Source organism: Streptomyces katrae, from assembly GCF_000966975.1.
Classification (GTDB): Bacteria; Actinomycetota; Actinomycetes; order Streptomycetales; family Streptomycetaceae; genus Streptomyces; species Streptomyces katrae.
The window spans coordinates 1-12,792 of sequence record NZ_JZWV01000607.1; the positions used below are offsets into that span (position 1 = coordinate 1).

Below are 12,792 nucleotides of genomic sequence, written 5' to 3' on the forward strand. Positions count from 1 at the left end.
GTCGTCACCCTTGCCGTGGTAGTTCACGTCGTAGGCGACACCCGCCTGACCGCCGAACTTCGCGGCCTGGGCCGCCGTCTTGATGCCCTCGGCGCCCGTGTCCGTACCGCCGGACGGGATGCCCGCCTCGATGAACGGGCCGTAGTCCGAGCGGCCGGTGAAGTCGCTGCCCTCGTGCGGGATCTTCTGCGCGTCGAGGAAGTCGGTGATCTGCTTCTCCAGCTGCGCCGAACCCTCCGGGCCGGGGCCCGAACCGACCTTGTCGGAGTCGTCGCCGTCGTAGACGAAGTAGGCGGCGTTGGGCGAGGCGATCATGTCGAAGTTCAGGTAGAGCTTGATCTGCTTCTTCTGCTCCGGCGTCAGCGAGGCCACGTACGCCTCCGAGCCGAGCAGGCCGAACTCCTCCGCCGACCACCAGGCGAACTTGACCTTGTTCTTGATCTTCTTCTGCTCGCCCGCCAGGCGCTGGGCGACCTGGAGGATGCCGGCCGAGCCGGAGCCGTTGTCGTTGATGCCCGGGCCGGCCGCCACCGAGTCCAGGTGGGCGCCGAGGAAGACCGTGTTCTCCGGGTCGCCGCCCTTCGTCTCCGCGATCACGTTCCAGGTCTTGCGGTTCTCCCGGAACTGGCGGACGTCGAGGGTCACTTCCACCGGCCCGGCCGCGGCCTCAGCCGCCAGCTTCTCGCCGTCGGCCTGGCTGATGCCGCCGGTGGGGACCTTGCCGACGTTCGGGTCGCCCAGGGTGCCGTTCAGGGAGCCCGCGGTGTTGTTGTAGATGACGGCGCCGACCGCGCCGGCCGCCGCCGCGTTCGCCTGCTTCGTGGCGAAGGTGCAGCCGCCCCGCTTGACCAGGGCGATCTTCCCGGTGAAGGCGCCGGGCGCGAAGTCGGCGGCGTCACAGCCGTTGGAGCCGTCCGCGTCGACCGGGACGACGGCGACCGGGGCGGTGATCCCGCCCTCCGGGCCGCTCGCCGTGTACGTCATCAGCTTGAGCGGGACGTCGCGTCCGTTCGCGCCGTTGACCTTCAGCGTCTCGGCGATCGTCTCGACGTACACGAAGTCGAACTCGTTGCGCGAGACCTCGTAGCCGGCGGCCTTCAGCACGCCCTCCACGTACTTGGCCGACTGCTCGTGCCCCTTCGAACCCGCCACCCGGGTGCCGTTGTTGTAGTCGGCGATCGACTGGAAGACCTTCAGGTGGTTGTTGGCACCCTTGCCCGTCGCCTCCTTGACCAGCTTCCTGGCCAGGGCCTCACCCCGGGCGGCATCGCTCTGCGGGCCCGACGCGCCGGCCGGGCCGGCGAGGAGCAGCGGGGAGACGAGGGCCGCGGCCGCCAGGGCGGCGGTGGCTGCGGCTATACGGCGAGAAGGCATGAAAGTCCTTTCACGGCACGGAAGCGACTGCGAGTGAAGCGACTGCGAGTGAAGCGACTACGGAGGTGAGCGGTGGGGGCACGTTAGGCAGCAAGCGGCCGCCGTCGCCAGACTTTTCACTGCTTCCGGTTTGTGAAATCCGGATATCGGTGCGTCTGCGCCGCCGGAGAACGGCGAAAACCGGCCACTGTCCGCACCCCGGATCGGCCCGGACCTCACCGGAGGATGCCCTCGATGAGGTCCGGTCCTATCCGGGCGACCACGGACAGATCCAACTGGTACTGAACGTAACGGCCCTGACGGCGCGTATGGATCAGCCCGGCCCGCTTCAGGACGGACAGGTGCCGGGAGACCTCCGGCGCGGATGTCCCGTACACCCGGGCCAGCTCACTGGTCGTGTACGGGGCCCGTGCCAGGCTGCGGCACAGCATCATCCGCATGGGGTGCGCCAGCGCCTCCATCCGGCGCTGCACCTGCTCCACCGACGGCGGCTCCGAGGCCAGCTCCGGGGACTCCAGGGGGTAGTGGACCACCGGCATCCAGCCGGGCGCGTGCAGCACGAGCAGGTGCGGCCAGCCGAAGTTCGTCGGGATGAACAGCAGGCCGGGCCCGACCGCCGGATCGGTGGCGGTGGCCTGGCCGTTGACCATCTTGTCGGCGGTGATCACCGTCTGCGCCGCGTCCACGCTCAGCGCCGAGGACACCTCCTTCAGCACGGCCGGCAGCCCCCGGTGGCGCAGCACCTCCGTCTTGCGCCGGGCGTCCGCGGTCTGCCGCGGCTCGATCCGCCGCCAGGTCTCCGCGAAGAAGGCCTCGTCGCAGTCCTCCAGCAGCCGTCGCAGCCAGACGCGTACGGGCGCGGGCTCGTCCAGCAGCCGCCGCGTGAACTCCAGCCGCGCCGGACCGCGCGCGGCCGCCGTCTCCAGCGCCTTGGCCCGGGCGGTGGCGTCGGAGAGCGGGGACGGCTGGCCGCCCTCGTTGTAGAGGGCCAGCCAGCAGTGCTCCAGCGCGGCCAGCACGAACCGCTCGTCGTCCATCCGGTCGAGGACGTCCAGCTCCTCGGCCAGCGTCGTCCCGGGGAGCCCGCTGCCGCCGGGGACGCCGGCGAAGGCCATGAAGACGTCGGAGAACGAACTGCGCCACATGAAATCGGCCTCCAGGAGCCGCTCGGCCAAGCAGGGGTCGAGCGAGGCCCTGGTCGTCCTCGTCCAGGAGTGCAGCCCGGGGTGGTGGGCGGGCTGCGAGAGCGCGTGCAGCGTCATGCAGAGCTCGGCGAGCGGGGAGGGCGCGAACGAGATCCGCTCCACGGGGAGCCCGGCGATGTCGATGGTCACGCTCATCGCCCCATTCTGACCGCCCCCGCCCCCGACCGGACCCCCGGGTGCGGAACGGGAACACCCCCCGGACCGCATCCGTCCGAGCGGCCCGGCGAGGGCTGCGCCGCAGGTCGGAGCCCTCGATTGACGCCTCCCGTCAATCGACGGGCGGACTGCGGCCGATGGGGTGAGGGTGGATGCATGACCGCGATCGAGCAGTACCTCATCGACACCTACCGAGCCTCCCAGCACGGCACGCCCATGCCCCCGCCCCCGGGCCGCGACGACCTGGCCGTCCTGGGCTCGGTCCGCACGGCGGCCCAGTTCGAAGCCGCCGTCGCCGGCGCCCCCACCACCCACCCCTGGCGCCACGCCTGGCAGCAGGGCTGGCACCACGCCCTGACCCGCCTCCTGCACGGCACCCGGGCCTGCTGAGGGCGCCCCGACGGCGGTCGGCTAGCGGTGGCAGTAGAAGTCGATCGCCTTGTCGAACGCGGCGGAGTAGGCGTTCTTGTAGGCCGCTTCCGCCTTCTTCTGGCCTTCCGGATCGGGAGCGAGGCCGTGGAGGTTGGGCACCGGGGGTTCCGCTTCCGCGTCACAGGCACCGGACTCGGCCAGCTTCTTCCCCTGCGCCCAGCCCTCGTGCGTGCCACGGGTCTGCTCGGAGAGGATCAGCTTCTGGTTGACGATCTCCTGGGCTTCCTGCCCGCCCACGCACTTCACGCTCGGACCGCCGTGCTGGGAGGCGACGTACACGCCCGCCGGCACGTCACCGGAGGAGAACGTGCCGTCGTCGGCCACGATGACGACCGCTCCGCCTTCGCCGTCGGTCCGCTTGAGGAAGACCTTGCCCCTGGCCTTGCTGAATCCCCCGCCCGTGACGGTCGCCTTGGCCGCGTCCCCCGCCTTGGCTTCGACGAAGCACTCCGAGCCGGACGGTCCCGCCGCCGGTGCGTGGACGGCCCATGCGGTGGCGGCCGGCCCCACGGCGAGAGAACAGACCATGAGGGAGGTGCACAGAGTTCTGCCGGTTCGCTGGTTCATCGGCGGTCCTCACCTGTGGGGGAGGGGGAGGAGGACCCGGGCCACGCACGAGCTCGTACCGGCCGGCCCCTGAAGGAGTCCTCACCTTCATGCTCTCCCGCCCGTCCGGGCATGTCGACCGGGAGTGCGCACACCAACGCGCCCGGTCGGCATCCCCGCGAAGGGGAGACGGCGGGGGCCCGGACCGCGAGCCCCCCGCCCCCTACACCCGCCCCAGGAACCCCGCCACCGCCGAGCGGACGTCCTCCGGGGTCCAGGCCAGGCCCGGCTGCGTCACCGTGACCTCCGTCATCGACAGCCCCGGCGCGAGGCCCTCCGCGCTCCACCGCCCGAAGAGGACCGTGCCCTCCTCCTCCGCCAGCCGCGCGCCCGCTTCGGTCAGGCGGTCCGCCTCGTGCGGGAGCCACACCTGGAACTGGTGCGTGTGCGGCACCCCGGGGTTGATCCGGAACCACGGCACCCCGGCCGCCTCGAAGCCCTCGCGCAGCGCCCCCGCGACCCTCCTGGCCTGCTCGACGTACGCCGGGAGCAGGGGCAGCTCCCGCTCGAGCCCGGCCAGGGCCGACAGGGCCTGGGGGAACTGGCGGAAGACCTGGCCCCCGTACCGGTGGCGCCAGACCCGGGTCTCCTCCACGAAGCCGCGGGTCCCCGCCAGGCATGCCCCGCTCAGCCCGCCCAGGGACTTGTAGAAGGACACGTAGACCGAGTCGGCCAGCCCGGCGATCTCCGCCAGGGGGCGGCCGAAGTGGACGGTGGTCTCCCACAGGCGGGCCCCGTCGAAGTGGACCACCGCGTCCCGCTCCCGGGCGGCGTCCACCAGCCCCGTCAGCTCCTCCCACGAGGGCAGCAGGAAGCCCGCGTCACGCAGCGGCAGCTCCAGCATCAGCGTGCCGAAGGGCTCGGGGTGCTCCCGGACCTCCTCCGGCGTCGGCTGGCGCGGCTCCTGCACCGGGTGGACGGTGCGCAGTCCCGAGACCGCCGACACGGCGCCGCCCTCCCACCGCTCGGGGTGGCCCAGGGGGTGCATGGCCACCACCGGGTTCCCGGTGCGGCCCGCCCAGCAGCGCAGGGCGATCTGCTGGGCCATCGTCCCGGTGGGGAAGAAGGCGGCGTCCTCGGTGCCGAGCAGGTCGGCGACCCGCCGCTCCAGGTCGGCCACGACCCCGTCGCCGTAGATGTCACCGGGGGCGTCCATGTCGTAGGGGGCGTCGGCCAGCCCCGCCAGGAGCTCCCCGACGGTCGCCTCCCGGGGGCCGCGGGTCAGCCTCCGGGAGGCTCCGCGCCACGCCGTCACGAGGCGCTCCGTCCGCCGCGCCGCCTCGTCGGCCGGGTCCGTCACGCCCCCGACGCCCCCCTCACCAGGCACGTCACCAGGCACATCACCACATACGTCTTCGTCCGTCACGCCAGTCATCCCCCGATCATGCCCCGCGGACCCCGCCCGCCCCGAACCGTTCCCCGCCCCGGCCCGGACCGTTTCCCGGCCCGGCCCGCACCCCCGGGCCTGACCGGCGGTACCCCGGGCCGAGGGCCTAGCATGGCGACGTATCGTCCGGTACCCCCCGCGGACTGGAACGGAAGGCATTCCCCGCGTGAACTCATCGCAGCAAGAGCGCCCCGCCCGGCTCTCCGTCGGAGTCGTCGGCGCCGGCCGCGTCGGACCGGCGCTGGCCCGCGCCCTCCAGCAGGCCGGGCACCACCCCGTAGCCGTCTCCGGGGTCTCCGACGCCTCCCGGCGCCGGGCCGACCGGATGCTGCCGGGCGTCCCCCTCCTCACCCCCGCGCAGGTGCTGGAGCGGGCCGAGCTGGTACTGCTGACCGTCCCCGACGACGCCCTCCCCGGGCTGGTCGAGGGCCTCGCCGAGACCGGCGCCGTGCGCCCCGGGCAGCTCCTCGTGCACACCTCGGGCCGGTACGGGACCGCCGTGCTGGACCCCGCGCGCCGCGCGGGCGCGCTGCCCCTGGCCCTGCACCCCGCGATGACCTTCACCGGCACCGAGGTCGACGTGCAGCGCCTGGCCGGCTGCTCCTTCGGCGTGACCGCCCCCGACGAGCTGCGCCTGGCCGCCGAGGCCCTGGTCATCGAGATGGGCGGGGAGCCCGAGTGGATCGCCGAGGAGAGCCGCCCGCTCTACCACGCGGCCCTCGCCCTGGGCGCGAACCACCTGGTCACCCTGGTCGCACAGGCCATGGAGCTGCTGCGCACCGCCGGCGTCGAGCACCCCGACCGGATGCTCGGCCCCCTCCTCGGCGCCGCCCTGGACAACGCCCTGCGCTCCGGCGACGCCGCCCTGACCGGCCCCGTCGCCCGCGGTGACGCCGGCACCGTCGCCGCGCACGTCTCGGAGCTGCGCGAGCACGCCCCCGGCACCGTCGCCGGGTACCTCGCCATGGCCCGCGCCACCGCCGACCGGGCCCTCGCGCACGGACTGCTCAAGCCCGAGCTCGCCGAGGACCTGCTCGGCGTGCTCGCCGACACCGCCGACACCGCCGACACCGATCCGAAGGGTGGGGAGCGATGACCGGCCCGCTCCAGCTGCTGAACACCGCCGAAGAGCTCCACAAGCTGCCGCGCACCGGCCGCCGTGCCGTCGTGATGACCATGGGCGCCCTGCACGAGGGCCACGCGACCCTCGTCCGTACCGCGCGCGAGCAGGCCGGCCCGGACGGGCAGGTCGTCGTCACCGTCTTCGTCAACCCCCTCCAGTTCGGGGCGAACGAGGACCTCGACCGCTACCCGCGCACCCTCGACGCCGACCTGGCGATCGCCGAGGCCGCGGGGGCGGACGCCGTGTTCGCGCCCTCCGTCGACGAGGTGTACCCGGGCGGCGACCCGCAGGTGCGGATCACCGCCGGGCCGATGGGCGAGCGGCTGGAGGGAGCCACCCGCCCCGGGCACTTCGACGGCATGCTCACCGTCGTCGCCAAGCTGCTCCACCTCACCCGGCCCGACCTGGCCCTCTTCGGCCAGAAGGACGCCCAGCAACTGGCCCTGATCCGGCGCATGGTGACCGACCTCAACTTCCCCGTCGAGGTGGCCGGCGTCCCCACCGTCCGCGAGGACGACGGGCTCGCCCTGTCCTCCCGCAACCGCTACCTCTCCCCGGCGGAGCGCCCCGTCGCCCTCGCCCTCTCCCGCGCCCTGTTCGCCGGCCGCGACCGGCTCGCGGCGCAGGCCGCGCTGCGCGCCCGGGCCGAGGCCGCGCCCGCCAGCGACGAGCGGGCCACCGCCCTGGCCCGGCTCGGCGAGATCCGCGCCTCCGCCGACGCCCACGCCGTGTCGGCGGCCGTCACCGGTGCCGCCGGCCTGCCGGACGCCGTACGGGCCGCGGCCCGGCACGTCCTGGAGGAGGCCGGCCGCCACGAGCCGCCGCTGGTCCTGGACTACCTGGCGCTGGTGGACCCGCAGGACTTCACCGAGGTCGGCCCCGACTTCACCGGACAGGCCGTACTGGCCGTCGCGGCGAAGGTCGGCACGACCCGGCTGATCGACAACATCCCATTGGAGTTCGGAGCACACGCGTGAGCACCACAGGCAACCCAGGCACCTCGGGCGCCGCCGGTAACGGCACCGGCATACGGCTGCACGCCCCCGCCCCCGGCTGGGCCGTCGACGCGGACGTCGTGGTCGTCGGATCCGGCATCGCGGGCCTGACCGCCGCGCTGCGCTGCGCCGCCGCGGGCCGCCGCACGGTCGTGGTCACCAAGGCCCGCCTCGACGACGGCTCGACCCGATGGGCCCAGGGCGGCGTCGCGGCCGCGCTCGGCGAGGGCGACACCCCCGAGCAGCACCTGGACGACACCCTGGTCGCCGGCGCGGGCCTGTGCGACGAGAACGCCGTACGGGTCCTGGTCACCGAGGGCCCGGACGCGGTGCGCCGGCTCATCGCGGCCGGCGCCGTCTTCGACACCTCGGCCGAGACCGGCGAGATCGAGCTGACCCGCGAGGGCGGCCACCACCGCCGCCGGATCGTGCACGCGGGCGGCGACGCCACCGGCGCCGAGATCTCCCGCGCCCTCGTCGAGGCCGTCCACGCCGCGGGCATCGAGACGGTCGAGAACGCGCTGGTCCTGGACCTGCTCCAGGACGCCGAGGGCCGCACGGCCGGCGTCACCCTGCACGTCATGGGGGAGGGCCAGCACGACGGCGTCGGCGCCGTCCACGCCCCCGCCGTGATCCTCGCGACCGGCGGCATGGGCCAGGTCTTCTCGGCGACCACCAACCCGTCCGTCTCCACCGGCGACGGGGTCGCCCTCGCGCTGCGTGCCGGCGCCGAGGTCTCCGACCTGGAGTTCGTCCAGTTCCACCCGACCGTCCTGTTCCTGGGCCCGGACGCCGAGGGCCAGCAGCCGCTGATCTCGGAGGCCGTACGGGGCGAGGGCGCCCACCTCGTCGACGCCGACGGGGTCCGTTTCATGGTCGGCCAGCACGAGCTCGCCGAGCTCGCCCCGCGCGACATCGTCGCCAAGGCCATCACCCGCCGCATGCAGGAGCAGGACACGCTCCACATGTACCTGGACGGCCGGCACTTCGGCGCCGAGATGTGGGAGAACCGCTTCCCCACCATCCTCGCCGCCTGCCGTTCCCACGGCATCGACCCGGTGACCGAGCCCATCCCGGTCGCGCCGGCCGCGCACCACGCCTCCGGCGGCGTCCGCACCGACCTGCACGGCCGCACCACCGTCCCGGGCCTGTACGCGTGCGGCGAGGTCGCCTGCACCGGCGTGCACGGCGCGAACCGGCTGGCCTCCAACTCCCTCCTGGAGGGCCTGGTCTTCGCCGAGCGGATCGCCGAGGACATCGCCTCCCGCGCCGCCGAGGGCAGCGGCCCGGGCATACCCGTGCCCGCGACCGGCCCGCTCCAGCCCGCGACGGCCCGCTACGAGATCCAGCGGATCATGACCCGGGGCGCGGGAGTCGTGCGTTCCGCGGAGTCCGTGGACGAGGCCGCCGAGGCCCTGGAGACCCTGTACGCGACGGCCCTGGGCGAGCTGGAGGCCCACGGCAAGACCGCCGAACCGGGCGTGGACACCTGGGAGGCGACCAACCTGCTGTGCGTGGCCCGCGTCCTGGTCGCCGCCGCCCAGCGGCGCCCCGAGACCCGCGGCTGCCACTGGCGCGAGGACCACCCCGACCGGGACGACGCCTGGCGCCGCCACCTGGTGGTGCGGCTCTCGGCGACGGAGCGGCGGGCCCTGGTCGTCACCCCCACCGACTCGACGGACTTCCCGCCCGTGGACGCGCCCGTGGACGCGGACGCCTCCTCCGGCGCCCCCCGCCCGTAGACGTTCCCCCACGCCAACCCCTCAAGCCAGGAGCACTGACCGTGAGCAGCACCCCCGAACTCCCCCTGATCGAGCAGAACGAAGGCGGCTGCGGCGACGACTGCGGCTGCGGCGAGGGCGAGGAGAGCGGCCTCGACCCGGCGCTCGCCCAGCTGCTCGCGGACGCGGGCCTCGACCCGATCGAGGTCGAGGACATCGCGCACATGGCGCTGTCCGAGGACCTGGACGGCGGGGTCGACGTCACCACCGCCGCCACCGTGCCCGAAGAGGCCGAGGCCGTCGCCGACTTCGTGGCCCGCGAGGCGGGCGTCGTGGCCGGCCTGCGCATCGCCGAGGCGGTGTTCTCCGTGGTGTGCACGGAGGCCTTCGAGGTGGAGCGGCACGCCGAGGACGGCGACAAGGTCGAGGCCGGCCAGCTGCTGCTGTCGGTCCGCGCCCGTACCCGCGACCTGCTGACGGCCGAGCGCAGCGCCCTGAACATCGTGTGCCGCCTGTCCGGCATCGCGACGGCGACCCGCCGCTGGGCGGACGTCCTGGAGGGCACGAAGGCCAAGGTCCGCGACACCCGCAAGACCACCCCGGGCCTGCGCTCGCTGGAGAAGTACGCGGTCCGCTGCGGCGGCGGCGTCAACCACCGCATGTCCCTCTCGGACGCCGCGCTGGTCAAGGACAACCACGTGATCGCGGCCGGCGGCGTCGCCCAGGCCTTCAAGGCCGTCCGCGAGGCCTTCCCGGACGTCCCGGTGGAGGTCGAGGTCGACACGATGCACCAGGTCCGCGAGGTCGTGGACGCGGGCGCCGACCTGATCCTGCTGGACAACTTCACCGTCCCGGAGACCGAGGAGGCCGTCACGATCGTCGCCGGCCGCGCCGTCCTGGAGTCCTCGGGCCGCCTCACCCTGGAGAGCGCCCGCGCCTACGCCGAGACCGGCGTGGACTACCTGGCGGTGGGCGCGCTCACGCACTCCTCGCCGATCCTGGACATCGGCCTCGACCTGCGCGAGGCGGTGTAGTCCGTGCTGCTCACCATCGACGTGGGCAACACCCACACCGTCATGGGCCTGTTCGACGGCGAGGAGATCGTCGAGCACTGGCGGGTCTCGACCGACCCGCGCCGTACGGCCGACGAGATGGCCGTGCTGCTCCAGGGCCTGATGGGGATGCACCCGATGCTCGGCAGCGAACTGGGCGACGGGATCCACGGCATCGCGATCTGCGCGACGGTCCCGTCCGTCTTGCACGAGCTGCGTGAGGTCACCCGCCGCTACTACGGCGACGTGCCGGCGGTGCTGGTGGAGCCCGGCGTCAAGACGGGCGTGCCGATCCTGATGGACAACCCGAAGGAGGTCGGCGCGGACCGCATCGTCAACGCGGTCGCGGCGGTCGAGCTGTACGGGGGCCCGGCGATCGTCGTCGACATGGGGACGGCGACCACCTTCGACGCGATCTCCGCGCGCGGTGAGTACGTGGGCGGGGTGATCTCCCCGGGCATCGAGATCTCGATGGAGGCCCTCGGGATGCGCGGCGCCCAGCTGCGCAAGATCGAGCTGGCCCGGCCGCGCAACGTCATCGGCAAGTCCACGGTCGAGGCGATGCAGTCGGGCGTGGTCTACGGGTTCGCGGGCCAGGTCGACGGGATCGTGCACCGCATGGCCCGGGACCTGGTGGGCCCGGACGGCGATCCGGACGACGTCCGGGTCATCGCGACCGGCGGGCTGGCCCCGATCGTCCTCGGGGAGACCACGGTGGTCGACGAGCACGAGCCCTGGCTGACCCTGATCGGCCTGCGCCTGGTGTACGAGCGCAACGCGCCCAACTTCGACTGATCGCACGGCACTCCGCCCGCCCGTCCCCCTCTCGGGGCGCGGCGGGCGGAGTGCTCCCGCACCCACCGTCATCCCGAGTCCTCAGGTTCAAGCTGATCGGTTAGCTTGTCGGCGGCTGACGCAAGCGCTTCCGGGCGGCAGGGTCGAGACGGTAGAGGACGGACTGAAATGCCCCGTGAATCACCGTACTTGCAGGTGGTCGCATCCCTCCGGGCCCGCATAGAGGCGGGCGAGTGGAAGATCGGGGACCGGCTCCCCTCCCGCGCCCGCTTCGCCGAGGAGTACGAGGTCGGCCAGGGCGTCACCCAGCGGGCCATGGAGCAGCTGATCATCGAGGGCCTCCTCGAAGGCCGCGCCGGCTCCGGCACCTACGTGCGCACCCCGCGCCGCCGCATGCGGATGCTCCGCACCCGCCGCCGGGTCCCCGGATCCGGCAACACCTTCCGCTCCGAGGCCGCCGCGCACGGCATCGCCGCCTCCTGGGACTCCAGGACCCACCCCCAGGTCCCCGCTCCGGAGCGGATCGCCGCCCGCCTGGCCATCGAACCCGGCGCGCCCTGCGTGATGACCCGCTACGAGTTCATGGCCGACGGCAGCCCCGCCGAGCTCTCCGAGTCCTGGGAGCCCCTCGCCATCACCTCCGGGACCCCGGTCGTCCTCCCCGAGGCCGGCGAGATGCGCGGCGCCGGGGTCGTGGCCCGGATGCGCTCCATCGGCATCACGGTCACCTCCGTGGTCGAGGTGCCCCGCCCCGCCCGCGCCAACCAGGACCAGGCCAATCTGCTCGGGATCAGCCTCGGCTCGATGATCACCCGGATCGAGCGGACCTATATCGATTCCGACGGAAGGCCGGTGGAGACCGCCGACCTCGTCATCCCCGATTCCCGCTACGAGATCGCCTACGCCTTCCCGGTCGAGTGACGGCCCCGTGACGGTGGAGTGATATTTATCAGCCGGGTTTTTTACGGGAAGTGGCCGGAGTGTGACTCAGACGGAGGTAGCGTCCCGCTGGAGAGGCAACGTGGCCTCGTCCACGACGTCGTCCACGACGGAGGAGACACCATGACGAACGCCCCGACCGAGTGGCGCAAATCGTCGTACTGCGGCGAAGGAGAGGCCTGCGTCTACGTGGCCGCCGCCCCCGGCACCCTCGTACGGGTGGCGGACCGGGCCGACCCCGCGCACCTCGTGATGGCCACCACCCACGCCGCCTGGGCCGATTTCATCGGGTCCGTGAAGCAGACCGGCTGATCCCGGCGGCACCCGCCGAGCGCCCACGCCGCGCCGCACCTCCCCGTCATCAGGGGATTTTGTCCGATTAGCGCGTATCTTCGCCCCATGCCCACGCCCTACGGATCCCGCGGCGGCATGGCCTTCAGCGCCGCCGAGCTGCACGTGCTCAGGCGTAGCCTCGCCCACGCCCTCCAGTCCTCCACGGCCCCCCTGACGGCCGCCGAGGTCCAGGACTGCCTGCGCCTCGCGGCGTCGGTGGACGAAGCGGTCCAGGAGGCGGGCCGGCTCAGAGCCTTCCTGCTCGACGACCTCGCCCGGTACCGGGGCGCCCTGCCCGGGAGCCTCTCCGGCTACCTGGAACTGCTCCAGGACGCCCTCGCCGCCGGGTACGAGCCGGACCCCGACGACCTGTCCGCCCTGCGCGCCCTGCGGGCCAACCCCGTCGCCGCCGCCGTGCTGGAACGGGCCCAGGGCGTCGCGGAACGCTCCGTACGCCGCCGGCTCGCGGCCGCCGCCCCCGCGCCGCGCACCCGCCTGCTCGCCCTGGCCGGCGGGCGCGAGGAGCCGGGCCCCGCGGCCCCCGGGCCGGAGGGGCCGCGCCCCGAGCGGCCCCGCCCCGAGCCCTCCCCCAAGGAGCCCCCGCGCCCCGGCAGGCCCGTGCCCACCCCGGGCGAGGTCTTCCCGCCGCGCCGCAAGCCCGCCCCGCCCCCGGC

Annotated in this window: 13 protein-coding genes; 9 read left to right on the plus strand and 4 right to left on the minus strand. The window is 73.7% G+C overall.

From position 1 onward, the window contains the following. Both VR44_RS21690 and VR44_RS21695 read right to left on the minus strand, forming a co-directional pair. Positions 1-1,374 (minus strand): M28 family peptidase (locus tag VR44_RS21690; protein ID WP_045949232.1); only part of this gene is annotated, 1,374 nt, incomplete at its 3' end. A 215-nt stretch (positions 1,375-1,589) separates the two neighbouring features. Further along, positions 1,590-2,714, minus strand: a complete 1,125-nt coding sequence (locus tag VR44_RS21695) for a DUF5937 family protein (protein ID WP_045949233.1) — start codon at positions 2,712-2,714, stop codon at positions 1,590-1,592. Positions 2,715-2,891: 177 nt separating this feature from the next. On the opposite strand from VR44_RS21695, the gene VR44_RS21700 reads away from it, so the two are divergent. Beyond that, complete coding sequence (locus VR44_RS21700) at positions 2,892-3,125, plus strand: hypothetical protein (protein ID WP_045949234.1); 234 nt, start codon at positions 2,892-2,894, stop codon at positions 3,123-3,125. Between the two features lie 21 nt (positions 3,126-3,146). On the opposite strand, the gene VR44_RS21705 is transcribed toward VR44_RS21700, so the two are convergent. Next, positions 3,147-3,734: a hypothetical protein gene (locus VR44_RS21705; RefSeq protein WP_157880371.1), complete on the minus strand. Its 588-nt coding sequence runs from the start codon at positions 3,732-3,734 to the stop codon at positions 3,147-3,149. 202 nt (positions 3,735-3,936) lie between these two features. Then, positions 3,937-5,148 carry a threonine aldolase family protein gene (locus VR44_RS21710; RefSeq protein WP_094191818.1) on the minus strand — a complete coding sequence of 404 codons (1,212 nt, stop codon included), beginning with the start codon at positions 5,146-5,148 and terminating at the stop codon, positions 3,937-3,939. Between the two features lie 178 nt (positions 5,149-5,326). Here VR44_RS21710 and VR44_RS21715 point away from each other — a divergent pair, with 178 nt between their 5' ends. From VR44_RS21715 to VR44_RS21750, 8 genes are all read left to right on the plus strand, one after another. Further along, positions 5,327-6,256: a Rossmann-like and DUF2520 domain-containing protein gene (locus VR44_RS21715; RefSeq protein ID WP_045949237.1), complete on the plus strand. Its 930-nt coding sequence runs from the start codon at positions 5,327-5,329 to the stop codon at positions 6,254-6,256. Next, positions 6,253-7,260 carry a pantoate--beta-alanine ligase gene (gene panC / locus VR44_RS21720; RefSeq protein WP_045949238.1) on the plus strand — a complete coding sequence of 336 codons (1,008 nt, stop codon included), beginning with the start codon at positions 6,253-6,255 and terminating at the stop codon, positions 7,258-7,260. Before VR44_RS21715 ends, panC begins: the two co-directional genes overlap by 4 nt. After that, positions 7,257-9,020 carry an L-aspartate oxidase gene (locus tag VR44_RS21725; protein ID WP_045949239.1) on the plus strand — a complete coding sequence of 588 codons (1,764 nt, stop codon included), beginning with the start codon at positions 7,257-7,259 and terminating at the stop codon, positions 9,018-9,020. The genes panC and VR44_RS21725 overlap by 4 nt, the downstream gene beginning before the upstream one ends. A 35-nt stretch (positions 9,021-9,055) precedes the next feature. Further along, on the plus strand, positions 9,056-10,033 hold the full coding sequence (nadC, locus tag VR44_RS21730) for a carboxylating nicotinate-nucleotide diphosphorylase (RefSeq protein WP_211275105.1): 978 nt from the start codon (positions 9,056-9,058) through the stop codon (positions 10,031-10,033). Between the two features lie 3 nt (positions 10,034-10,036). Next, positions 10,037-10,846 (plus strand): type III pantothenate kinase, encoded by an 810-nt coding sequence (locus tag VR44_RS21735; protein ID WP_045949241.1) that lies wholly within the window; start codon positions 10,037-10,039, stop codon positions 10,844-10,846. Positions 10,847-11,014: 168 nt separating this feature from the next. After that, the gene (locus VR44_RS21740; RefSeq protein ID WP_045949242.1) at positions 11,015-11,767 is read left to right on the plus strand and encodes a GntR family transcriptional regulator; all 753 of its coding nucleotides are present in this window, start codon (positions 11,015-11,017) and stop codon (positions 11,765-11,767) included. A 141-nt stretch (positions 11,768-11,908) separates the two neighbouring features. After that, positions 11,909-12,097, plus strand: coding sequence for a DUF397 domain-containing protein (locus VR44_RS21745; protein ID WP_045949243.1), 189 nt, complete (start codon positions 11,909-11,911; stop codon positions 12,095-12,097). Positions 12,098-12,184: 87 nt separating this feature from the next. Continuing rightward, on the plus strand, positions 12,185-12,792 hold a 608-nt coding region (locus tag VR44_RS21750), incomplete at its 3' end, for a hypothetical protein (RefSeq protein ID WP_063778951.1).

Coding starts and splice junctions, on each gene's coding strand:
- VR44_RS21705 (WP_157880371.1), bottom strand. CDS start 3,734: ATGAACCAGCGAACCGGCAGAACTCTGTGCACCTCCCTCATGGTCTGT.
- VR44_RS21710 (WP_094191818.1), bottom strand. CDS start 5,148: ATGACTGGCGTGACGGACGAAGACGTATGTGGTGATGTGCCTGGTGAC.
- panC (WP_045949238.1), top strand. CDS start 6,253: ATGACCGGCCCGCTCCAGCTGCTGAACACCGCCGAAGAGCTCCACAAG.
- VR44_RS21745 (WP_045949243.1), top strand. CDS start 11,909: ATGACGAACGCCCCGACCGAGTGGCGCAAATCGTCGTACTGCGGCGAA.
- VR44_RS21740 (WP_045949242.1), top strand. CDS start 11,015: ATGCCCCGTGAATCACCGTACTTGCAGGTGGTCGCATCCCTCCGGGCC.
- VR44_RS21700 (WP_045949234.1), top strand. CDS start 2,892: ATGACCGCGATCGAGCAGTACCTCATCGACACCTACCGAGCCTCCCAG.
- VR44_RS21695 (WP_045949233.1), bottom strand. CDS start 2,714: ATGAGCGTGACCATCGACATCGCCGGGCTCCCCGTGGAGCGGATCTCG.